Origin of the sequence: Providencia sp. CIM-Carb-044 (assembly GCF_033901115.1) — a bacterium.
Lineage (GTDB): Bacteria > Pseudomonadota > Gammaproteobacteria > Enterobacterales > Enterobacteriaceae > Providencia > Providencia hangzhouensis.
Map to the genome: position 1 here is coordinate 141,937 of NZ_JAXADV010000007.1, position 23,379 is coordinate 165,315.

General features: G+C 48.3%; 24 protein-coding genes. 7 read left to right on the top strand and 17 right to left on the bottom strand.

All coding sequences use genetic code 11. From position 1 onward, the window contains the following. Positions 1-50: 50 nt before the first annotated feature. From SJ312_RS15040 to mobH, 14 genes are all read right to left on the bottom strand, one after another. Positions 51-326 (bottom strand): hypothetical protein, encoded by a 276-nt coding sequence (locus tag SJ312_RS15040; RefSeq protein ID WP_042847240.1) that lies wholly within the window; start codon positions 324-326, stop codon positions 51-53. Continuing rightward, positions 323-2,812: a type IV secretion system protein TraC gene (gene traC / locus SJ312_RS15045; RefSeq protein ID WP_042847241.1), complete on the bottom strand. Its 2,490-nt coding sequence runs from the start codon at positions 2,810-2,812 to the stop codon at positions 323-325. Before traC ends, SJ312_RS15040 begins: the two co-directional genes overlap by 4 nt. A 23-nt stretch (positions 2,813-2,835) precedes the next feature. Then, positions 2,836-3,579, bottom strand: coding sequence for a DsbC family protein (locus tag SJ312_RS15050; protein ID WP_042847243.1), 744 nt, complete (start codon positions 3,577-3,579; stop codon positions 2,836-2,838). A gap of 407 nt (positions 3,580-3,986) precedes the next feature. Beyond that, on the bottom strand, positions 3,987-4,520 hold the full coding sequence (traV, locus tag SJ312_RS15055; protein WP_042847246.1) for a type IV conjugative transfer system lipoprotein TraV: 534 nt from the start codon (positions 4,518-4,520) through the stop codon (positions 3,987-3,989). 2 nt (positions 4,521-4,522) lie between these two features. Beyond that, complete coding sequence (locus SJ312_RS15060; RefSeq protein ID WP_052219380.1) at positions 4,523-5,911, bottom strand: TrbI/VirB10 family protein; 1,389 nt, start codon at positions 5,909-5,911, stop codon at positions 4,523-4,525. Positions 5,912-5,918: 7 nt separating this feature from the next. Further along, positions 5,919-7,013, bottom strand: coding sequence for a type-F conjugative transfer system secretin TraK (locus SJ312_RS15065; RefSeq protein WP_191901259.1), 1,095 nt, complete (start codon positions 7,011-7,013; stop codon positions 5,919-5,921). Between the two features lie 168 nt (positions 7,014-7,181). Further along, positions 7,182-7,772: a TraE/TraK family type IV conjugative transfer system protein gene (locus SJ312_RS15070; protein WP_052219381.1), complete on the bottom strand. Its 591-nt coding sequence runs from the start codon at positions 7,770-7,772 to the stop codon at positions 7,182-7,184. Continuing rightward, complete coding sequence (gene traL / locus SJ312_RS15075) at positions 7,769-8,056, bottom strand: type IV conjugative transfer system protein TraL (protein WP_042847251.1); 288 nt, start codon at positions 8,054-8,056, stop codon at positions 7,769-7,771. Before traL ends, SJ312_RS15070 begins: the two co-directional genes overlap by 4 nt. A gap of 69 nt (positions 8,057-8,125) precedes the next feature. Then, on the bottom strand, positions 8,126-8,953 hold the full coding sequence (locus SJ312_RS15080; protein ID WP_042847254.1) for a DsbA family protein: 828 nt from the start codon (positions 8,951-8,953) through the stop codon (positions 8,126-8,128). After that, entirely contained in the window at positions 8,953-9,243 is a 291-nt protein-coding gene (locus tag SJ312_RS15085; protein ID WP_042847256.1) for a hypothetical protein, read from the bottom strand. The genes SJ312_RS15080 and SJ312_RS15085 overlap by 1 nt, the downstream gene beginning before the upstream one ends. An 88-nt stretch (positions 9,244-9,331) precedes the next feature. Beyond that, positions 9,332-9,982 carry a DUF4400 domain-containing protein gene (locus SJ312_RS15090; protein ID WP_042847258.1) on the bottom strand — a complete coding sequence of 217 codons (651 nt, stop codon included), beginning with the start codon at positions 9,980-9,982 and terminating at the stop codon, positions 9,332-9,334. Then, positions 9,975-10,352, bottom strand: a complete 378-nt coding sequence (locus SJ312_RS15095) for a hypothetical protein (protein ID WP_052219382.1) — start codon at positions 10,350-10,352, stop codon at positions 9,975-9,977. The genes SJ312_RS15090 and SJ312_RS15095 overlap by 8 nt, the downstream gene beginning before the upstream one ends. Next, positions 10,349-12,301 (bottom strand): conjugative transfer system coupling protein TraD, encoded by a 1,953-nt coding sequence (gene traD / locus SJ312_RS15100; RefSeq protein ID WP_226617175.1) that lies wholly within the window; start codon positions 12,299-12,301, stop codon positions 10,349-10,351. Before traD ends, SJ312_RS15095 begins: the two co-directional genes overlap by 4 nt. 13 nt (positions 12,302-12,314) lie before the next feature. Continuing rightward, positions 12,315-14,957 carry a MobH family relaxase gene (mobH, locus tag SJ312_RS15105; protein WP_319868061.1) on the bottom strand — a complete coding sequence of 881 codons (2,643 nt, stop codon included), beginning with the start codon at positions 14,955-14,957 and terminating at the stop codon, positions 12,315-12,317. Positions 14,958-15,104: 147 nt separating this feature from the next. Between mobH and SJ312_RS15110 the strand changes: the two genes are divergently transcribed. The 3 genes from SJ312_RS15110 (at position 15,105) to SJ312_RS15120 (ending at position 17,806) form a co-directional block, all read left to right on the top strand. After that, positions 15,105-15,680, top strand: coding sequence for a hypothetical protein (locus SJ312_RS15110; RefSeq protein ID WP_042847265.1), 576 nt, complete (start codon positions 15,105-15,107; stop codon positions 15,678-15,680). Between the two features lie 35 nt (positions 15,681-15,715). Then, entirely contained in the window at positions 15,716-16,642 is a 927-nt protein-coding gene (locus SJ312_RS15115) for a thioredoxin domain-containing protein (protein ID WP_052219383.1), read from the top strand. A gap of 156 nt (positions 16,643-16,798) precedes the next feature. Then, on the top strand, positions 16,799-17,806 hold the full coding sequence (locus SJ312_RS15120) for a hypothetical protein (RefSeq protein WP_052219384.1): 1,008 nt from the start codon (positions 16,799-16,801) through the stop codon (positions 17,804-17,806). Between the two features lie 35 nt (positions 17,807-17,841). Here SJ312_RS15120 and SJ312_RS15125 read toward each other — a convergent pair whose 3' ends face one another. Next, the gene (locus SJ312_RS15125) at positions 17,842-19,317 is read right to left on the bottom strand and encodes a 3'-5' exonuclease (RefSeq protein WP_042847267.1); all 1,476 of its coding nucleotides are present in this window, start codon (positions 19,315-19,317) and stop codon (positions 17,842-17,844) included. 208 nt (positions 19,318-19,525) lie between these two features. Here SJ312_RS15125 and SJ312_RS15130 point away from each other — a divergent pair, with 208 nt between their 5' ends. The 3 genes from SJ312_RS15130 (at position 19,526) to SJ312_RS15140 (ending at position 21,233) form a co-directional block, all read left to right on the top strand. Next, positions 19,526-19,906, top strand: coding sequence for a hypothetical protein (locus tag SJ312_RS15130; RefSeq protein WP_042847269.1), 381 nt, complete (start codon positions 19,526-19,528; stop codon positions 19,904-19,906). Then, positions 19,906-20,193, top strand: a complete 288-nt coding sequence (locus tag SJ312_RS15135; RefSeq protein ID WP_042847271.1) for a DUF1294 domain-containing protein — start codon at positions 19,906-19,908, stop codon at positions 20,191-20,193. Before SJ312_RS15130 ends, SJ312_RS15135 begins: the two co-directional genes overlap by 1 nt. Before the next feature lie 122 nt (positions 20,194-20,315). Beyond that, on the top strand, positions 20,316-21,233 hold the full coding sequence (locus SJ312_RS15140; RefSeq protein ID WP_042847272.1) for a LysR family transcriptional regulator: 918 nt from the start codon (positions 20,316-20,318) through the stop codon (positions 21,231-21,233). 65 nt (positions 21,234-21,298) lie between these two features. Here the strand turns inward: SJ312_RS15140 and traA are convergent, their stop codons facing one another. After that, a complete protein-coding gene (traA, locus tag SJ312_RS15145; RefSeq protein WP_042847274.1) occupies positions 21,299-21,634 on the bottom strand; it encodes a TraA family conjugative transfer protein in 336 nt (111 codons plus the stop codon). A 328-nt stretch (positions 21,635-21,962) separates the two neighbouring features. Between traA and SJ312_RS15150 the strand changes: the two genes are divergently transcribed. Next, complete coding sequence (locus tag SJ312_RS15150) at positions 21,963-22,598, top strand: phospholipase D family protein (protein ID WP_080750914.1); 636 nt, start codon at positions 21,963-21,965, stop codon at positions 22,596-22,598. A gap of 59 nt (positions 22,599-22,657) precedes the next feature. Here SJ312_RS15150 and SJ312_RS15155 read toward each other — a convergent pair whose 3' ends face one another. Beyond that, a complete protein-coding gene (locus SJ312_RS15155) occupies positions 22,658-23,350 on the bottom strand; it encodes a hypothetical protein (RefSeq protein ID WP_052219385.1) in 693 nt (230 codons plus the stop codon). Positions 23,351-23,379 lie beyond the last annotated feature (29 nt).

Consider the following 23,379-nt stretch of genomic DNA (forward strand, 5'->3'; position numbering starts at 1 on the left):
AATCTTCTTCCAAAGTGAGTTCGCTGCGGCCATGACCACGATACCCCCGGTTAGTTGCCTGACGAAGAAACTGTTTGCGGGATCTGCATATAGGCAGGATATTTGTATAGAGCGGACTCATTGAGGACCATGTAGCCAGCTTTCGCCATTGCCTCGGCGCGCGCATGAACCAGTTTGATTTGAGGGTCGCTGAGAACCTTTCCATTTGCCCCGGTATAACTAACCACAGCAATGTAGTCAGTTGGTGCAGCGGGAGGGACGAACCGCCCATAAAGGGCGGCTCCCAGAAACCCGCAGAGTAATGAAACAGCTGCGGTCTTAATCATGCGGCTATACCTCGTTGTCGTTCTTCAAGAATTGAATTGATGGCATCCTGGGTGGACATGCCCTGTGCTTTACGTTTTCTGATAGCTGCCACGTCATCCGGCGCTGTCGAGTACAGCAGCATGGAGAACGGATCCACAATCAACCGGCTAATCCCCTGACCGGATTTGGAGATAACGTAAATTTCGGAGTAAACCCCTCGGCTTGAACGCACCGTTTTCAAGAAACGGTACCCTGCATCATCCAGTGCTAAGCGCTGGTGGTGCTGAGCTTCGTTGATCGCAGATTCACTCTGACCCAGTAACAGCATAAACGCAGAGTTGTCGGCGATAGATTTTCCGACGCTATCTTTGTAAATATCGTTAATGGATTGCGTGATCGTAATGGCAGCGCCGTTGTATTTACGGAAGCGGCGGTAACCTTTTTCAATGAACGCGCCGATGTTTCCTTTGAGTAAAGCCCAGGCTTCATCGATAACCACGATTTTCATCTGGCCGCGATCGCCCATAAACATGTCTTGCTGGATTTGGTAAATCAGCTGTAACAGCACAACCTGCTTCAGGTGCTCAGAGCTTTCCAGGCGCGACAGTTCCAGAACCGTAAACGGGTTACGGAAGTCAATGTTGTTTTTGCCTACGAAGAACTTGCCGTACTGACCCCGGCTGGTGAATGGGTACAATTGGTGCCCCAAACGTTTAATGTCGTTCTCTTCATCCGCCAGAAGTGATTCCGCAACCATATCAACGGTAGTCTCTTTACCGTGCTTGCGAACGAGATTGGCAACGTGTTCTTTCATACGAGCTTCTTCGAAGTCGTTCAGACCAGCCTTAGGCGCAGCCATCACAGATAGGAGACCGATAATCAGGTCTTCTTCACCGCCGTCTTCGTTATCCGGGTTTTCACCGAAGTAGTCTTCAATCAGTTCAAAGAAGTTGAGACATGGCTTCTTATCCGGATGGAAGTCCAGGTAGTCCCCGTTGTAGGTCTCACAAATGTTTTTGTACGAGTCCCCTACGTCGATACACCACACCTTCGCTCCCAGACTGCGATAAGCGGTAATAATGTAGTTGGTTAAGAACGACTTACCAGAACCGGACTCTGCCGCAATACAGGCGTTGTAGTTTGTATCAGAGTCGAACAGGTCGAGCATCTGCACCTGCCCCGATCGGGAAGTCAGCATTAACGCCGGGTTACTGGTACCTTGCCAGTCAGCGTAAAGTGGTGAGATAACCAAAGCTTCACTCAGTGCCAGCGTGCGGTAACGGCCCATTGATTTCTCAGCACCAGCCTCGTTGAACATAGGCAGGGACGAGAGGAAAATAGGCGCAACAAAGTAGCTATCCGGGATCATTTTGAATTGATAGGTGTTGAGGTAGCTGGCCGCTTCCTGGCTAGCACGGAATACACCGTCTTTGGAGTTTGAGAAGATAGTCACTGTGAATTTGGCTTTACAAATTGGCTCGCCGTTGTCCAGCTTGTCACTCAGCAGGTCGTAACCTTCTCGGATAGTTTTCAACGATGGGATCCATTTCACCATTGGCCCATCGGTTTGCTGCACGATCCAGTTACGCTTTTGCGTGAACTTGGTCTTCGCGTTTTGCTGGTCGAAGAAGATCATGCTCATGGAGATAATGCAGGACGATTTAATACCAGTAGCGCCGCTCATCATATCGCCGAGGAAATATTGAGCTTGCCCAGGGAAAAACCGCTTAGGTAGTTTTTTGGCGCTTAATGTGCGCACAAATGTTGTGCCTGTGTGACGCTCACCTCGCTGGTCTTCGTCTTCTGGATTGCCGAAGGCACAGTATTTATTGCGAATGAAGAACTCTCGGTCAGGGTCAACCAGTTGCTCAGAGATCATCAAATCGTCTTGCACTTGTAGCGGATTACGGTCACGCCACGAAGCAGTTTCCCCCTGATTTAAAATGGAAGAAAGCACATCGATGTAACGGTCGCGCGTCAGTGTAGCAGGGCACAAGCCCATGATCCCCAGCGTGGTGTCAAACGTGTTGCGGAATTCAGAAATCAGGTTGAATTCTTCTTCTCGCATGTCGTATTCGTTTTTCACCGGCACCTTCACCGTGATCAGCAACAAACAGTTGCGGACACGGGTACCCGTACCCTTCATAGGATAGTCGGTGCTGTGAAGCAGAAATTTAGAACGGTTGTAGATTGCATCGCGCAATACTTCGTCATCACAGTCCATGCGCAGAACGTCCATCTGGTTAATTTTGCCAACGATATTCGGGCTGGCAATCAGGTCGAACTGCACAATGGTTTTCGCCGGGAAATTTGAGGACAGCAATGTTTGTAATTGCTGCATCTCTTTACCGCTGGTACCGGATAAGGGACGGCAAAGGAAGCCGAAACCGATATATTTATTGTCACATAGGAAAATGTGGTTTTTCTCATCGTATGCCCGAACCGGGCACACATCTGAGAAGCGTTTGATAGACTTCAAACGCTGTATGATGATTGATTCGCTCATTCTAACCCCACAGAAAGAAGAACTTATTGACCAGCCAGGAAGGCTTTCAGACCTTGTTTTGGTGCGCCGATGCTGAAAGCACCGTCGTCTCGAATGATGAATGGCACCATACTGACGCCTAACACCTGAGCGGTGATTGTGCGGCGTGCCAATGCCTGCATATCACAGTCTTTAACCTGGTCAAATTTGGTTTTTTCATGCGCGATAATAGCGCGGTCGGCACGGTAGCGATCTGAAGCACAGTACAGCTCTTTGTTACGGATTTGGCTTGGCTCGCCGAGGGCACCCAGGGACAGAACGTTAACGGTGTATTCGTGCGGGTCTAGGTCAGCCAGCTGATTAAGGGCTGCGGCACAATGCACGCAGTTCGGGTCAGTGAATAGAATGACTTTTTTAGGTCCGTCGCCCCAAACGGCAGGTTGAAGATCAGCGATGTTCAGTTTCAGCTCTTTGATCGGAATGATGCTGGCATACTTGGTGATCTCATCAAGTGTGGTCAGGTCTTTCTTGGCCCAAGTGTCGTACATGGTGCCTTTGAACAGGTACCGGCCATTTGACGACAGCAGGTTGACTTTGCCGTCAACTTCCAGCGCGATAATGCCGTTGGTTGGCACAACGAAGCGCTTGACGTCTTTGCTTTCCTTCGGCGCGTTCATGAAGGCTTTGTTGTTAAACACAGTATCAGCGTTCACATCTGCACCGGCAAAAGCGGAAGCGGCGAAGCTGGCGGACAGAATCAGGGATAATACTTTCTTGCGTAGCGTCATTGGAGTGCTCCTGTGAATGAGGCTACATTTTCAATGGTGAAAAGGCGGATTAACAGCGAAAAGGCCAGCAAAACGAGGTCAAAAAACAGCGTTCTCTTTAAGGGGGATTTTTGCAGGATTAGAAAAAGGTAAGGCCGTTCGAGGGGGAACGGCCTTGCGCATGAATCCATTTACCAATATGTCTGAGTGGGGTTTATCCAATGCGAGGGGTAAGTCACACATCGAATGTCAGCATTGGCAAAATGCGGTATGGTTACCATGCGTCTGTAATTTTAATCACAATCCTTATAAATAGCAATGAGACCCTAAATGAAAGAAAGCCGCACTAGGCGGCTTTTATAACACAACTGACTGTATTTGAGGGGGAATATCAAATCATTCAGTTTGCATTAATTTCAATTGGAGCATTATTTGCTCGGTGTTTGAGGGGCTTGTGCCGCCACTGGAGGCGTGCTCATTGGTCGAATAACAGCACTCCGGGTCGATGCATGTGACGCGCCAACTTCCCAGCGGCGAGGTTCAATTTCGGTGTACACATAGCCAGGGACGTTCAGATCACCGTCTGCGGATTCATAAGGGTCAACCAACACACGCATTACCTGTGCCTGAGTACGGATTGGCTGAGGGTTTGCGGTAGCAGCAGGGACAGGTACATAACGACCACCAGTTGCCACACCACCAGCCCCGGCGGTACCTGCAACACTGTTTCGCTTCAGATCTACTGGTTTACCAGACAGCTGTTGTTCCGACACCGCATCAATGCGATCTTGGTAGTCATCACCATCGGTCAGCTGGTGGATGTCGCGGATGTTCATACAAGTGACAGCATTGGGCATACCTTTACAGCCGTATTCTGAATTCCCATCCACCAGCGAACAACCAGACAATGCGGCCAGACCAGTTACTGCGACACAGATTGCTAAAAGACGTTTTTTCCACATAATTAGTGAGTCCCGTTAGAATTGAAAGTGGTAGGCGTTGCTTTGCCATTAGGCTTGACGCGGGTAAATTTCAGCGTTACACCTTTTTGAACGATAAAATCGACACTGCGACCCGGATCGATTTCGATAACAGGGAACAGATCACCGGCCATGTTCATGTAGAAATCGGCCAAGCGTTCTAATGCTCCACCAACACCAGCGATAGCAGCACCTTGAAGGGCTTCGCTGCTCATCACTTGCTCATAAGGCGTGTTGTTTTTCTTACCGCTGTTGTTATCGCGGGTAACGTTGATAGTCGGAATGTTCTGGACGCTAAACAACGATGACGCAGCCTGTAAAAAGCCTGCGGTCAAGGCTTTCGCCAGGTATTGACCTTGCTTGGTAACCAGACGACCACGTACACCAGCCTTACCATCTTCCCCCACTGCATACGCATCGAGTGGAGATTCAAATACAGCACCATCATCACGAATGCAGGTGATCACCTCAGAGCGGAAGTAGCCGCGTTCGGACGACAGCTCGCCAAATCCAGCGGCCAACATGCCACACTCACGCACGTCCGCACGGAAGCGGTTCGGCAGGATGGCGTCTTTCTTGATGCGGATAAGCGCTGGGTAGGGGTCTTTGCGAGCGTTCTGTGACGTCGGTGCATCCATACCTGAAATGAAGACACCACTCAGGATTGAGGTCGCTGGGAGGTAGGTTTGGAATGCTGGATCATCATCAGGATCAGCGGCAGCGACCTCTTTTATGTCCTCATGCACAGAGATAATATCCGGCGTTGCTTGTGGTGCCGCCTTACCGTCTTTACCTTTGGCGTCTTTATCCGCAGCAAAATCAGCGGGGTTCGGCTGCTGGGTGTTTTCGTACACTCGTTGGAGCGTGCCGTCGTTATTCAGGTTTTCGTGAACACTGTCCGACGTTAACTTCTCTACACCTTGCTTAGCATTATTATCGCCGCTGTAGACGTCTTTTGACCGAACTGATTTGGAGTAAGGCAATACGGTAGAGCCTTCAGCAACACGTTTTTTCAGCTTTTCTTGTTCAATACGGTCGGTGCGTTGTTGTTGCTCAATGGCGATCAGGCGCTTGTTGATTTCGTCAACGTTAATGGATTTTTTCAAATCCGTGATGTTTGAGTTTTGCTTTTCAATCGCTTCCCCTAAAGCGCGCAGGCGAGCAGCGATCGCGTTCTGGCTAACCCCCTGGGTGTCAGTGTCAGTCAATACACTGGAAATAACTTGCTCTGATGGCCCGCGCGCCGCAGGTGTGCGCGATTCAGGCATCAGCAGGAGGATAGCTGGGATCAGTACAACAAACGTACCCCCCAACACAAAAAGACGTTTTTTCTTGGCGTCCAGCGTGTCCCAGCGTTCTTTCAATTTACTCATCTTTTTATTACTCCGCTAATTTAGGACGTACATAATCATCAACCTGTGCCTGCTGTGACTGATTGCGAATGACAAAGTAGGCTTCAGTCTTTTGGCCCGGCTGGAGCGTGTTCCGGCTCCAGAGTGCGCGCGCGGCGAGGTTAGGGTGAGTGCAAAGTGACTCGTCTACCGTGATGGTAGAAGCGCCGGTATTCTGCGCAACGCCCACGATGACACTGAACTGACTGCCCTGAATATATTGGCCGCCAGCAAAGCTGTATTTGATATTGTCCTGCGCTGTACCTGTGCTGAAGTTACAGTTTGGAATGCTATGACCAGAGCCTAAATTGCCCATTGCATAGCCAGGAGGAATATCGCCCAACGCAACAGCCCGAAGAATGTTTCGGATCGTTTCGACGTAGTTGTCTTTCTGCTCCCATTTACGAGCTTTGGCTTCGTTACCGCCGTACATCACCCCTGCTGACTGCGCATGCCCCGCTCCGGCCGGAGCATTACCGACTTTACGCGAAAGCATTAACGAAGCTTGTACTGGTGCAATCTTTTGCGGAACCAGAGACAAAGACAGCGCGACACTTTCGTCACCTTTTTCGCTGATATACAGTGCGACCGGATTGGTTGAGGTCGTTGAAACATAGATCACATTGCCTTGTACGCTGACTTTTACGTCAGTCAGTTGCAAGCGCTGCACTGTTGGTCTCTCGAACGGCGTCACGATACGGTTAAGCTGGCCGAGAGAAATCGGGATCAGGGTATTTACGCCGGGCTCTACAATCAGATCCTGGCGAGAAGGGATGACATCATCAGTTAATCGGACAGGCTGAACAATGGCGTTAGGGACCGGTTGGACGTTAATGCCGTCTACGGCAGGATTATCACTGGAACTGGCATTGGTTGATGCGCCCGCAGTTGCTGTGTGATTACCTTTTTTCGATGCAACGACAACAGGCTCTTCAGATGCAGAGTCCCCAGAACGCTGGAGTACGACGCCGTTATCGACTGACAGTGTATTGCTATTAACGTCAAGGCCATTCGCAATGGATGGCCCGGCGGTGATTGACGCAATCATCAGCGCCAATATTTTAACGTGTTTACTATTCAACATTTGTTCCCCCGAACAGTGACAGACGCAATACACAGGAAGTTACCGCGACGGTTTTGTTAATGCTGCTCACTTTGTTTACCTAGCTTTTACGTCATCGTAAAAGCGCTCAATGTGGTTATAACCCGCACGAGGCGGGTGACGAAATTTACGGGACAGTGTTCCCTGGATTTATTTGTCGCCTTTTTTGTCGCTCGGCAATTCGGCTTTACCTTGCTTGATGTTGATAAAGGTCAGCACAGGTCGGTAACCTTTCACATCAATTGTCATTTGGAACGTAACGGGCTTCACGATAGGGTTACCGGCGATCCCTTCAAGACCTTGACTGCCTTCTACGAAGTAGGTGCCAGGGGCTTTGGGGTCGTGGTATACGCGAGTCGGTGTAAAGCTCAGACTGATACGATCACGCTTAATCTGGTCAATCTGGTCATCAATGCGCTTCATGACTTGCGTGTAAATACCCGCATCCAGGAATGGGCCGATAGATTTCTTCAGCATGTCCACTGACTCAGGTGTTGCGTTACCCATAGAGTTAGCCAAATAGATAGCCCATGCCTGCATGTAAGGCTGTCCGGCCGTCTTTTCATCTAACCAAGTGGTTTCGGTCAGGTTGGGTGGAACAATGGTCACGATCTGTGAACGGTTCATTAATGTGCTGGAGAGAATGCCGATGCAGATAATCGAAACAACCAACACCAGTTTCAGCGTGGTGTTTTCGCCTTTCATGTTCAGCAAACCCTTTTTAAAATCTTTGCTCTTCATACAATAAATTCCCGGTCGAATGCGTTAGGTACAATGGTGCTTTTCCCGAAAGAAACACCGAACTTCCAGTAACACAGATGCAGAAAGTATTTTTCTGACGCCTTTTGCAGAAAGCTGCCATAGAACCGAGTGATCACGATGCCGATGAGTGACATCGTAAAGATACGGCCCGTAAAGACCCCGATACCCAGGAAAACGAAAAATGGCATCGCTTCATCAACGCTCCAGAAGAAGAACTTCGGCGGATCATCGACAGAATGCGAGATGTGGACTGGCTCACTCATTCTTACCCCCAATTATGAATCGAAATACCCGAACCCCTTCGGGTGCTTTAACACAATGCCCGGACTCTTTTACTTCTCACCCCCTTGGGCCAATTGCGCCATCATTTGCATCAGGCCTGTCCCGTTGACCGAGCCTTGCACCATTGCCGATTTATCGCCGTACACCACGATGTTTGCAGGCGTTTGTTGAATATTGAGTCGCGCGGCCTCTTTCACATCTTCCGCAATTTTTGCGCTTGGGCGAGCGGCGTTAACGCACTCAATAATGCGCTGCCCATCCAGCCCATTGTTTTCAGCCAATTTGTCCAATGGCGTTGCCATACCGTGACCGTCGGAGCGGGTATCCGCAAAAATAGCCCGTGCCATCTTATAAAATGCCGGATTTCCACCTTGCTCTGCGGCACATTCAGAGGCGAGAGATTCGGTGCGTGATGCCTGGCCGTGTACCGGAACGTGCTTGAACACCATCGCGATATTGCCGGACGAGGAATCCACCAGATCCATCATTTGCGGGAAATGGGTTTTGCAGTACGGGCATTCAAAATCGGAATACTCAATGACGTAAAACTGTGCGTCAGGATTGCCGTAAATACGCTCACTATCTGTAGACGGCGCGTAAGACTCAGACGGTTTTTTACCGGTACTGAAGCCAATCGAATTTGCCCCTTTAGACTGTTCGTTGACTTTTAGCCCAGAGGCCGCAATATAACGGTCGAACGCTGCTTCCAAATCCCCCCGATTACTGATGACATTGCGCTGCATATCAGCGACAACGGCCAAGTCGTTAAGCAGGCGCGTTTGTTTATCCAACGTGTAGGCGACGAACCCCGAAGTGGCGATCATGACAGCCAATGGAATGCCATAAATGACGCTTTTCAAACCTGTACGCTTAGCCATTAATAACCTCGGGATTGCTGTAATTGTTCAGGGACGTAAACCATGTCAGGTTTCTTTATTGCCCCGCGTTTTTTCATTTCTTCCTGCTGGGCTTGTAGCCGTGGCAACAATACTTCAGCCATTTCACGGTCCATCTTGTCCCGGTCGGTTAAGTAGCTGGACTTGTGGAGGACCGTATTCAACTCGTGGATCTGCTCAGACTTATCAGTAAGCAGAACACCCGCGCCCAGACAGACTGAAAAGGCAATACACAAGAGTCCGGACAGATAGACGTGCTTCAGTTCATTCATAGTTCACCTCGGGGGATAATTTACCATTCCGGTTTTGGCGCTGATAATGAAAAGCACCGCAAAACGCGGTGCTTTTCGGGGGAGGAATTTAGATGCGTTTTGGAAGGTTACTGATGAGCAACGAACTGCCTATTGGGATCATCACAATCATGATGAGGGCACCAATCATCGGCGGTACTGGCAGAGGGACAAACAGTGACAGCAAAATACTGTAAATCCCCCAACCAATCAGCACCATGCTGCGGCGGTTAAGAAACGGTGACGAATAGGCAAACGTGTATCGCTTAGCGTTCCAGCGCATGATCCCAGCAAAGAGAGAGGGAAGTGTGACCACAAGCATGTACGGAAGCCAGTATATATTCAGGGTCAATCGATACACGATCATATAAAACCAGTAATTCAGGTTTTCGGCCATGTTTCGGAAGATGGAAGCGAAAAGGAAAAGTGGACCACCTTGATTTGCCATATCGGATGAATCGAGCTCATAGAAGTCACGCAAGAAGCCATCCACTCCAGTATTTACAAAGAATGAACGGTAGTTTTTGTTGACGTCCGAGATCACTGGTGTGAAATCCGTATCGCCGATCAATCGCTGGCCCCAGGCAACTTCTTTTTTCACGTTCTCGTAAAAATACGAGGCCGGGAAAAACATGGAAATGACGAACAGTATTGCCGTACTGAAGATGATAATCATCTTTATCGTCTGGGGCCATTTCTCTTCGGTTAATTGGTCAAGCATGTAAGATCCTTAATGCGAGTTTATCCGCCACCGCATTAATGAGCTCGCTATTCAGCCTGCGGGGTAACTGACTTGTAGTTGCCAGCTCGTTGAACCCTATTTTTCCGCCAAGGTGCTCGGTGACGAAATTAGCCAACGTAATGAAATAAACCGCCAGGCGTTCCCAGTCATTTAGAGGGCAATCAACCTGTTGGTTATATGCCATCACCGAGGACTGCACCGCATCGGCCACCAGCCCCTTAGTCAGGGTGCTAGGCAGTAAGGAGATGAGTGATTGCGTAATAGGCTCAACACACGGCCACACCAGCGTTAAGCTGTCATACGCGTTGCAATCTTCTTTACGTAAAAAATAGGTTTTCATTTTGATCATGACTTTTTACCCCCAACACGAATACGCGACTTCTCACCCCGAACTTTCTTCTCGTACAGTTTGAGGAACTTCAGGGCTTTCTTACTGGCCTGGTTGAAGGCCTTATCTCCCTTCGGTGACATAATGATGGGCACTTTACCTTTGACGATTTTGTTCGCCTGGTTAATTGCCATAAATTCAAGGTTTGGTAACCAGCCCAGCAACGGAGAAGGGAACAACTCGCCTTCTTCTTCCATAATGCGTTCACTGACCGAACCAGAGATCATTTCAGGGTCAGCACCAGCACTGGAGCCATGCCCGCGCATGACATACTTGAACTTGGTCATTGGTACACGCTTCATGACGGCCTCTTGCGCATCAGGATCGGGGGTACGCAACGCAGTAAAGTGGTTGGTGTTGGTGACGATTTGTTTCATCTTGGCTTCAGACCCCAGGCGCGCCTCAAAGTCGCTGGTGGACTGAGATGAAATAAATAGGCGGAAGCCCGCGCCACGGGTTTTGTTCAACATCTTGATCACTTGATCGTTAATGACCTCAGCAGCTTCGTCGATAAGAACCATCACTGGGGCCAGGTCATCCCCGCGTGGTTTCATAAAGTTGTACACGTCCGCTGACACACTGGTGATGTCTGACAAGAAGATAGAGCCCACCGCCGAACCAGTTTCTGCATCCGCTAAGGAGTCTAGCCCCATGTACAGCATGCCTCCGGTTGTGATGATGTCGCGCACGTTGGAGATAGGGCGGAAGTCATTCAACTGGGATTCATCGTCACTGTCCGGGGATAGTAATTCAGCCATGAAACCCTGAGTCAGCTGGCTGAGGATAGGCATCACGTTGAGGATCATCTTCTGGAAGTGCTCACGCTGGTGGCCGAGCATATCCAGCCCTGCTTCAATGCTTGGGAAGCTGCGGTTTGCTTTGATGTCGTTGCGGTAAATTTCGGCGCAAATATCAGCGATTTCCTTTGGCCCCTTCGCTTTGTTTGCATAACGATCCATGCGCATGGCGAAAATACGGTCAAAGTCATCTTCACCGAGCACCTGACGGCCAATTTTGGTCACTGATTTGATGATGAGATCAGCCAGAGATGATACATCCGACCCCAACTGGGTTTTCACGTTCTTGAGCGTGGGTTTCAATTCGCAGATTTTCATCAGTTCTACGACTGTGGTTAAGGACATGATACCGAACGATACGAACGGGTCACTGGTGCCATCGGCACGCTGGATAACGGATGTAATACGGTTAGCTACTTCACCTGCACGAGTGTAGTTGGTGATCGGAGAAATGCGCGCGGATTTCTCCGGGTGCGCCAGCGACATGTAGTTGAATTTATCTTCGCGGTTCACCAAACGCAGACACATTTCCATCCAGTCAGCCAACTCTTCATCGTTTTTCGGGTCGATGAGAATGAGCGGTTGTTTCTTCAGTGCTGCCTGAAGGATGAGTAACTTATAGTATGTTGTTTTACCTGAACCGGTTGTACCGGTCACCAGGGTATGCAATGACAGCAGATCTTCAGCGACTCGTATCCATTGTTGCTTTTCACCAAGCGCATGGATCCAACCCAAACCCATGAAGTTTTCTGGCACCTTGCTAACGAACTTTTTGATGTCGCGCTTGATGAGTTCGGAGGCTAACTGACCTTCAGGTTGACCCCATTCAAAACCATACCCCAGCAGGTAGCTGTCGGGGAATTTCATCATGACATCAATAACGGATTCCAACTCCATTTTCAGAACGTTAGGCTTTCGCTTTAACCGGCTCTTATGCTTGTAAATATCCCATGCGGAAGGTACGGAACGAGCCGCATAGGCCGCTTGTACCGCAACAGCCAAATAACAAGGAACCGCAGGCATATTGAATGCGGCATTGACCGCCAGTGAGGCAGCAATCCCCACACCCCAGCCTGCAATTTCCAGCGCCTCAAAGTTGGGACGCCAGCGCATGTTATAACTCCACTCACTCATTATCATTCACCATGAAATTTTGAATATTGCTGTTAACGAGGATGTAATCGACACCAGTACGGGTCACGTAGTCGAAATTATCGATCAGTACCTGTTGGAACTGATTTGCGTTGATGTTCAGATCTTGTGCAATACGGCGTTTTTGCAGCGAGGACAAGGCGATCACTGGGTCGCCATTGAACGCAGTTTTATTTGCCCCTTTGGTGGCAATGGCGCGATAGACTTCGGTCATATCCACACTGATGTCGGTCAGGTCAAACGGACTTAGGCTGGCACGATAACGGTGACCTGAAAGCTGGTCGATGTCAGTATTGAGCTCTTTACGCAAGTAGAAACACATTTGCGAACGATGGGTGTAATACTCGCAAGGAGCCTCCATAAACGGATACCAGATCCAATCTGCATCCCGCATCGGTTCGAAGAGTGAGTCCTCAACCCCGTTCTCCAGGATGATGCAGCAGTGGCCGCTTTCATGGAAAAGGGCAGACTGATTCGCGGCCACGTAGGACGCGAGTTTGTCCTTGGCAAGATCTGAGGCATTGCGGAACAATGGGCTTTGGTCTTGGTGCAGTGCAGTCAGTTGTTCGGTACCAAATGCCACCTCGTTATTCTTGTTGTAGCCAAAATCATTTTCCGGGGTCACTGGCGTAAAATTCCCATTGTCCACTTCGTCCTGTACGCGTTGGATTTTTGCTCTTGCATCAGACATAGGGTCGATAGCCGGTTTTTTCTCAACCAGATTCTGTTCGTCATTTTGATACCCATCAGCGACAGCGTGGTTTTTGAGAGTCTCCCACAAAGATAAGGTTTCACGGTCAAACTCTGGCTCCGACATGATTGGAGGGGGCATTTCGGCAGAGGTATCTTGCTTGCTCAAAACGTCTTTCAGGCTCCGTTGTTGTGGCCCAACTTTGGCTATTTTTGCTTCGGGCGAAGAGGTTTTAACAGGCTGACTTTGTTCAATTGGAGTCTGGAATGCTACCCCTGGTTTTTGATTAGCCAATTCCGCTTGTGCTTTGGCTTTCGCGTCCTGACGGGCATTCACTTTTTCGTAGTCAGCATCAGACAGAAGATTCAAGTGATGCAGTAGCTCGTGGGCGTTATCAGAGGTCACCGGATTCGAGGCTCCAAACATATTATCCAGCGGATTGTCATTCTCATCCGGCAGCAGAGTGCCACCTTTCAGGATTTCAGGATCGACGTCAGCCGGAATGCTGTTTTCACGCGGCTCTTTATTCCCCACGAAAGGACGACTTTCTTTCAGCACAGGGATGTTTTTCCCTTTACTGGTCTGGAATTCACGCCATTCGCTCTCAATTCGGATACGGGAGGAAATAGGCAGCGGCTCCATTGTGTCCACAAACAGAACGTCCGGAGAGATTAGACGCAGGCAACTCAGCGCTACTTTCGGCTCTTTACTGTTACGCGAATCGCGGTCATTCATGATGTGTGGGGCAATTCGCCAATATGCGGTATCTTCGTTTTTATTTACGTTCGGAATGCACAATTTGTAGCTCATCATCAGATCAGCCAGACTGTTGGCCGACTGCGGGATCACTGCACCGGACTTCTTCACGGTGTTGGTGATGTCTTTGACCGCAGTACCCCAAACGATAAACACGCCATAGGTGGTGACCCAAATCGGGTTGCCGGGTTTGTTGGGTTGCCACACTCCTTTCTTAAGTAGGTGGCGCATGGCATCTACGATGCGTTGGACCGCAGGCACACCCGATTGCGTTGCACGTACCGCATCACCGCCGTAGCGTTGCAGGTCGTGGCGGACAGAAATAACGTCAGATTCCTTCACAATTTTAAGGATCTTGTTTTTCATTTCAGGGGCGTTTTCTTCAGTGGCATCCAGGCGAACGGTACTCACGGCCATTGCCCGAGTCAGCTCGTTATAGATGTCGTTGCCTTCGCTCAGCAGGAACTCATGCAGGATTTGCGGCATGATCATCATCATCATGGCGGTGGTGCTGGAGTGGTGCTGCTGGTGGCGCGAGCTCTTCCAAACGAGGAAGTAACGTTCAATTTTATTGGCTTTTGCCCATTCATGGATCGGGGTGCGCCCCGGAGGCCAGTGATAGGTGCCGGATTTGTCCCAGACTTCGTAATCGGTAAACGGCTTGCCAATGTCATGCAGAAGGCCCGCTGTCGCAATCGCAAGACGCCAGGCCAACATGCGGCTGGATTTCACCACGGGCATTTCCATCGAATCGAATTCAATGTTTTTGGCTTTACGGATGCTCTGGAAACATACTTCAAGAGAATGGCGCATCAGTCCACTCTGCGCTCGGTGGTGGTGGTGTTCCGATGCAGGGAACAGCTGCACGAAGTTCGCAAAGCTATCAAGCATCGGCATCATCAGCTGCTCAAATTCGCTATCTCGGATATTCAGTTCGCGTTTAATGGCCTGGATCATATCGGTCTGCTTTTCACGCAGAATGTAGCTTCCCGGTATCAGTGCTGGAAAACCAATTTCGGCAGGCGGGTAGCGCAAAATGTCACCCCGTACAACCATTGAATCCACACCGTCGCGCATAGAGTCGATTTCTTCGAGGGTCTCCAGGGGGATGTTAATCTCGCTCTGTTCCTCATTTTTTTTGCCAAACAGCGTTTTGATGATCTTCAGCATTTAAAGCTCTCCGTTGTAGTGCAAGTACGATAACCCATGACTGGGGGTGTGCAGGAACGAAAAGGCCATCGTTTTGTCGGCTAAAACGGTAACTGGCAATTTTAAAAAAAAGGATAATGTCTGTGCTTTCTAACCGGAGAAGAAGTGATGAAAACCCGTAAACGTTTCGCATTGCCATTGTTGGCAACCTTAGTCATAGCCACCTTGACCGGGTGTGCAGCGGATGAACCAAAGGCCCCTGAACGCACCTATGTTGATGAAACGCAGGTGACGGTGGTCAAGGCGACTTACCCTGAAGGCTATGAGTTTTCAGAGTCTTACTACAGCACTGAACGTGGCGGTGCTGCACTGCGCCACCCAGGCTATGAGCATACGCTTGTGAGCCCATATGCCGTTCATGACCAAACGGGTAAGCGGTATGTTGCACACGATCTGGACACCCAGATTTTACTGACCAGTGTATCCAGCAGTGCCTATGCTAACGGCCCGCGCGGGACATTTACTCAGTCACCCAGGTTCTGCGATGAAAATTCGTTCATGCTGCCGAACAATAAGCAAACTGCCAAACGTGGCGAGTACCTGCAAATTAAAGAGCGTTATTGCTCTACACCAGGTTACCGTCTGAGCCAGCATGAAATTGACGTGCTGACCCGTGGCGAACCGGAAGAACTGCGTCAGTATCGACTCAAGATGTATGTCGATAACCAGTTCACCAAATTTTAAGTGACTAATTAATTCTTAAGTGGGGTAAGAAAATAATGTCCAAGCAAGTCAATAAAATTCAAGTCGTTGGGCCAATTGCAATTGGCGTGATGATTGCTGTGTCAATGGGCGCAAGTCTTTACACTGCCGTGCAAACGAGCGCCATCAAGACCAAACTTAACGCGCTTCAATCGCAGGTGGTTGAAGTCGAAAACTTTAGCAAAAGCATATCCGCAAGTGTTGAGGGGCACTTTGCGCAGTTGGCTAAATCCGGTGGTGGTGGCGTTGGTGCTAACGGTGATGTTAAGTCGGCGGTACAAGCTGCGTTAGCCGGTTTGGAGGAAGATAAGCTGGCAGAGAAACGCGCTGAACTATACAAAGGCTGGGAACAGGTCAGTGTCAACAAAGACGGGCGCTACATCTACGGTAATCCGGACGCACGATTCACGCTGGTGAATTATGAAGACCTGGAATGTCCGTTCTGTAAGCAGTTCCATAAGACGCCGAAATATCTGGTCGATACGGCCAATAATGGCGCGGTGAACTGGGAATGGCGTCACTTCAACCTGGCTTTTCATGAGCCAATGGCAACCAAAGCGGCAATGACAGCAGAGTGCGTGGCAGAGCAAAAAGGACCGAAAGGCTTCTGGGGTGCGACCAACTACTGGTTTGAGCACACGCAGGGCAATGGCAAAGGCTTTGAAGACAGCGCAGGCATCCCTGCATTGTTTGAGCTGGATAAAGCAGCGTTTGACACCTGTATGCAGGATCCGAAAATCATCCAGCGCATCAAGCGTGATATGGATGCCGGTACCAAAGACGGCGTAAACGGGACGCCAACTACCATCGTGATCGACAACAAAACCGGTGAACGTGAAAGCATTGTCGGCGCGAGACCATTCGCAGGCTTCGTTGACGTCATTGAGCGAATGGTGAAAGGTGGTTTAGAGAAAGCTCCCGCACCGGCACAGGCCAAAAAATAAATGTTGATGCCCGGTTTCGCCGGGCATTTTTTAATGTTCATTGAGTATCCCAGAAAAGCCATTGATTTATTCTAAAGGTTATTAAAATCTTCCGTCTCAAATCGTCTTAAATGTTGATATAATTAGTCATTAAAACATTAATTATAAGTGGAATGAATGGAAGGCGAAAAGGAAAAAGTCAAGATTTTCTATTCTTGGCAATCAAGCTATGACGAACGCAAAAATAGGTTCTATATTCGTGATGCTTTAACAAAAGCAGTGACGCATCTGAATGAAAAACAATCAACATTCATATATGAATGGGATCAAGCCACGGATTACTCATCAGGAAGTCCTGACATTTTAGCAACTATATTGGCTAAAATATCGGCATCACAAATCGTGATTAGCGATGTGACAGTGATACCTCAAAATGGGACACCTAAAAATGAATTTCCAAATCCTAACGTTATGTTTGAACTGGGTTTTGCAGTTGCAAAAATAGGTTGGGGGCGAATAATTACTTTGTTGAATAGTAGCGAAGGGCATGGCCCCAAAGACCTACCATTTGACATCAATAAGCAGAGGGTTTCACTATATAATTCGAATAGAGATGACGGAAAGAAAAACCTAGAAAAGTTACTTATATTCGCCATTGAATTGATCACCTCTAATAACCCTGCATACCCTAATGAATCTGACCCAGCCATAACAGAAAAAATCAAGCGCCAGAGTGATATTAATACCCTGACCGGTTTAATGAATTATCTCGATACAAATATACTTGATTATTATTTTGAGGCATTGCCTAACATAATGTATTTTGATGGCTCAACCTGCTGGGAATCATTTAGAGCGATATTCAAGTCAAGTGCATTTTATTTGTATGACACTACAACTTTCAAAATACTGAACAATATTTATGAAAACTGGAGTCAATTAGTTGAAGCTGGTCAGTTTTTTTATGATCATCACCAGAATGGACTTGATTATATATTTCCAGGGAGAAAAAGGTACGAAAGCAGCGATGCTCAGATGGCTTGGGATGTTATTGGCTCGCTTTCAATGTCATTGCAAATGGAATTGGCTTCTTTAATAGAGAATTTAAAAAATAAATTCCCAGAGATAGATATTAATAAAACCAATAGTGAAGGCAGAAAAGATATCATCCGATCAAGACCTTAGTCTTATTGAATAAAGGCCCATTACGGGCCTTTTCTTTACACGATAATGATGGATTCGTTTCGTTCTCGCCTATGGTTATATTGTTCCAGCAGCTCCATCATTGAGCCATTAATGTTGATGCGGCTCTGTGTGCGGGTAATCGCGACATAAAGCAGGTTCATCTCATCAATAATGCTTTGTTTCGATTTCTTCATCATCAAAGCTTCAATAATGCTTGGGTAATCATCATTGAGGATAACGTTATCCCATTCCATGCCCTTGGATGTGTGAGCCGTGGTGATAATAAGATCAGCATCTTTGTGGGTACGAGCCTCATTCAGGCGCATCGTATCGACCATGCCGGGGATATCAACGTAGTTTTCCATCAACCTGATAGCCCGCATCATGTTCGTGTCTTTGGTCGTTTCGGCAATCTCCTGGAAGTTGGCCCAGTTACCGTAATCTGTCAGCACCCGAGGGTTTTTAATAGCTTCATAGTTACTTGTTTTCATGGCGTGAAGATCAAGCAACTCCCCCAGATTGTACTTACCGATACCACCATTCCACATGACACGCTTCCCCATCAGGATAGCCTCATAGGCAGAAGAAATGACTCCCATGTACGTTCGTGAGATAACAGCATGGAAGCCATGTTCGGCGATTTCATGAGGCTGACAAACTTCATCCAGCTTACCCAACCCTACAAGTGGGTGGGTTTCGCCAATCATGGATAAGACCACATTGGCAAGAGCTGCAACCATTGGGCCAAAGCGGAAAGACTTTGTCAGCCTGAGGACTGACGCGCCTTTTTCTTCAACAACGTCCAGCGCATTCTCTGCACCACGCCAGCGGTTAATCATTTGATGCTTATCGCCGACAAATAACTTCGCACACTTGTTATTGAGCACAATATCGAGTGTCACGGGGTTGGCGTCCTGAGCTTCATCGAACAGGATAATGTCATAGACCGAATCCAATGCAGGGTTAGACATCTGATAAAGCTTCAGTAACGTGTTATTCGTGCAAGGCACGTCAGATTCCTGATCGATTTGTTGCTTCCAGATCCGACGCGCTGCGCGCAATGCCGAATCCACGCGTGAAGGTGGGATTTTGTCAATGTTGCCGAGATCTTTTAATACGTGGGTCGTGTTAATTTCATAGTCAGCTGAGTTCATAAAGTGTGAAAGGCCATTGATAGCCAGTTTGACCACGCGCCAATCCTCTTCCTCCATCAGATCGCGGTACTCTTTAACCTGAATATTCAACTTTGTTTTATGGCGATAATGCTTAAAGCGTGCAGCGGCCAGCGCATGAGAGGTTTTGCACTCCACGTTTTTAGGGAATTTTTTCTCCGCCTCTTCACGGATAGACTTATTGAAGACCAAGTAAAGCATCTTCTTGTCTTTATGCGTGTCGGCATAGACCTTTAGTGTGAATGTTTTGCCCGAGCCTGCATAGGCCTGCACGCAAACCATCGATCCGGGCTCAGCCTTGTAGTCGATAATCCTCTGTTGCTCGTCAGTTGCTGCCATGAGCCTTCCTGTCGGTTGAAATGGACATAAATGGTACGATTTATACAACCGAGTTGGCACAAAAAAGGAGAGCGGATCGGGGACAAAAAAGGCTGACTAGTGGATTCATTCGGTGTCTCATAGAGACGATAAATTTGGGGAGGTATTATCGTAAAACTCGGTAGTGGTTACCGGTTTAGAAATCCCCACAACAACAGGCCATAAGTGCATGAAGAATCCCGATGAAGAACCCTTAAATAGCGAGCCCATTAGCCCAGATAGCCTTGTTAAAACGTTACGCACGCTGTATATGAAGAGCACGCGCGCCCTTCGTGAGTCTGACCGGCAGGCACAAAAGAAAAAGCAACTGCAAAAGGCCGTGCAGGATGCCACAATGCAGTTAAACGAACTAACCATTCAAAGTCTGGATGAGCAGCGCAGTGAGGCGTTTCTGGTGCAGCAGGATATAGCAACAAAAGCACTAAGAAAGGCCAATCGTAAACTGGCGAAGTTCTTTGATACAGCTGAGGAAGTGGAAGATCGCACTACGCTTGCGATGACAAACCTTCGGGATTATCTCTCCACGAATATTGATGAGAGGAATAAATGATGTTTTACGCATACTCGGTGCTGTGGATGATTGCCTGGAGCCTCATTTCGATTTACGTGTATCGTAAGGACAAGCAACAGGCTATCGAGAGAGGCCCGCGAGTAGAGGAATTAACGCTTGATGCGCTGGCCTTTCTAGGTGGTTGGCCGGGTTGCATCATCGCCCAGCAGATGTTCAAGCATAAAACACGTAGTGCATATCAGCGCCGATTTCGTGCTTTAGTAGGGGCCTGGGTGCTTGGCTATGCTTCTTTGTGGTATTTTTTGTGGGTTGGTCAAATTATCTAATCACCAGCATTTCAGACCAAAAAGGGAGGTTGCATTTTTAATGCGCCTCCCTTTTTGTTTACTTCAAAAAAGTAAATTGCAAAAATACAATCCTAGGCTGCAATTTTGCATGGGGAGGATGCATGTATTTATCGGGATGGGACGACGTCAAAGTTTTCCTTGCTGCTTTTCGAACCAATTCCTTGAGGGGGGCATCGATTCGTTTGTCGATGGATCAGACCACGGTAAGTCGAAGGCTAACAAATTTAGAAAAACAACTCGGTGCTAAACTGTTTTACCGCACGCCAGATGGATTAGTTCCTACTGAAGTGGCAGAAAGAGTGTTAGGTATCGCCCAGGAAATGGAGCGTAACTCTGTTTCCTTTCTGCGCTTGAGTGAAGGATCTAATGGTGAATTCTCCGGTGACGTATCAATAGCTACTACAGACAGGCTTGCAGTCGAATTCCTAATGTCAGCAGTTAAGATATTGAGAGATCGCTACCCCAATATTAATGTCACCATGAAACTTGGCGCACAGATGGCAGATATGTCGCGTGGTGAAGCTGAAATTGCCGTGCGAATCCAAAGACCTGCGGCACCAGATCTAATTGCTAAAAGGCTAGGGAGCTGGGATGTCGGCCTATACGCAACCCAGACATACCTTGATAAGTTTGGCCCACCAGAACTCGGCCAGCACCTTGCTAACCATGATATCGCTTTATACGACAATAAATTCAGCAGCCCTGTACCTGATACGATGGTAGGTGAATCTCGCCGAGATGCGCGGGTTGTAGCCAGGCTGACATCAAGCTTCTTACTCACAACCTTTGTGCGTTCGGGAATGGCTTTAGGGGAACTGCCATGCTACCAAGAGCAACGGTATCCTGAGTTAATTCGAATATGGCCGGATAAGGCCAGAAAGAAAAAATATGAAGTGTGGAAAGTCGTACATAAAGATGCCGCTGAACTCGCTAGGGTAAAAGCAGTATCAGAAGTCATTTCTGAAGTGTTTGAACGTGATATTAAGCCATTTGTCGCAGACCTACAAAGCTCGCTGTAATTTGCGCTACAAAGCAAAAACCCGACCGAAGTCGGGTTTTCTTGATGCTGGCCGTAGCCGCTGAATTAGATGCCAGCTGGCAGGGCGGTCGTTACGGCGCTGGTGGAAGTCATCATGCCGTTGATGATATCCGGCGCGTAGTACAGGCCGATGGCCGCACCAACAGCGACCGCGAAGGTCATCAGGGACTGGCGAACAACCGCAGCAGCAACGCCGACGATGACGATCAGACCCACCAGCACGCGGCCCAGAGAACCCTGCATGTAGGAAGTGATTGTGGCCCACACTTCGCTAAAACCAGTTTGCTCGGTACCTTTCGCGTAAACGGCGGTCACGCCCAGAGCCAGAACAGCGGAAGCAGCCAGAACAGATTTCAGGTTACGGGCGGAGATAGTTTTCATCGTTAACATCCTTTCTTGAGTTAAATTTCAGTTTTTGGATGTTCACCTGACTATTTAACGGGTTTCAGCAGGGAACGCAGATAAATATACAGATACCGAATACCTGATTCATTAAAAAAGCCTGACAGAAATACCTTGAAACATGAGAAATAAGGTGACTTTTTGATGCAAAAAGGGAAATGGTTAGATGTAATGGATAAAAATCTGATTTATTGAGTTTTCTGCATGTAGAAAAAAGGTGAACAAATCGCATGGCTAAACGTTTTGTTGCTTGTTTTCCCTGTGTTGTAATGGTTAGTGCAATTACAAACTTCTAAAATGGTGACTCATGGATCTCAAGAAAAAGCTTTTGGTCAGTTCCTTGGCTTTCACTCTCTCGTTATCAGCCCAAAACGCATTCGCGTTTAAATTTGACGATCTGCTTAACGGTCTGGGTAGTAGCCAAGAACAAAGCGAACAAATCCCTCCACGCGCACAGAAAGGCGCGCAGATAAACCACCAAACGCAAATCGTAATTGGCTTCTCGCCAGAAGGGTCAGCCCAGAAGGCGATCATCAATGCTATCCGCTCGGCAAAGTCAGAGCTCCGCCTGGCCGCATATTCCTTTACATCGAGAGATATCGTGAAAGAGCTGGTGGCAGCAAAGAAGCGTGGTATTGATGTCAAGATTGTGGTGGATGAGAAAGGCAATAAGAGCAAGCACTCTATATCAGCGATGAATACGGTAAGACTGGCTAAGATCCCAATCCGAACCAACGGGCGATATGCCATCATGCACGACAAGTTCATCGTGGTTGACCGGCAAACGGTGGAAACTGGATCTTTCAACTACAGCGATAGTGCGAATAAGCGAAACAGTGAAAATGCGATCGTGTTGTATAATTTACCAGAAGTGGCTGAGGTTTATCTGGAGCATTGGGAACGCCGTTGGGCAGGCGGGACCGAGCCGGAGATGAGCTATTAAGTTGGAAGTGTCAAGTTAGCGAACTGAAAACCACTCTATATATCGAGTGGTTTTTTTGTTCAACGCAAAATGGCGGTGAGCTCGCTCTCGTTAGTATCGACAAAGAACACCTCCCATAGCTTTTTCGCCAGGGTAGGGTTGATGACATTCACCTTGGAAATAGGCATCACACGACTCAGACCCAACCCCATAAAGTGCTCATAGAGCATGCGGGAGTGCCCACCAAACACACTTAGCGGCTGATTCAGAAGAAACACCACCTCTGCCATTGTTAAGCCTTCAACCTGCAACGTATAGCCCAGCGCGCGGGAACAAATCTCACGCATTACGCCGCGCTTAACTCGATAAATTTCATCTTCACTGAAGTGCTTTGGTAACTCACTTCGATCGCAGGTCATAGGGTCGATGCCGTCAATATAGCAGGCCGAATCATACTCAATACGGTACTGTGGCTCACCACTGTCATCGGTATTTTGCAGGCAACCAACCGGGTCAAGAATGGTGCCATCCTCCAGGACTAACCAGCCATACTGCGTATGAGATATTGAAAAAACGCCGTGATCACCATCGTTAACCGCCTCTTTATGTCGCGTTAGCCGAGTTCCCAACATTGCCTTACCACCGAAAACACCCCGCTGAAGAAGCGCACGACAAACTAGGTATGAATGTTGTGGTGTCCATTCGGCGTGAGGAATGCTGATACAGTAGCTTGTCGCAATGAGACGGATTCCATCAATAAGAGGGCTTATCATATTTACTCCGATAAAAAAGGCGTATCAAG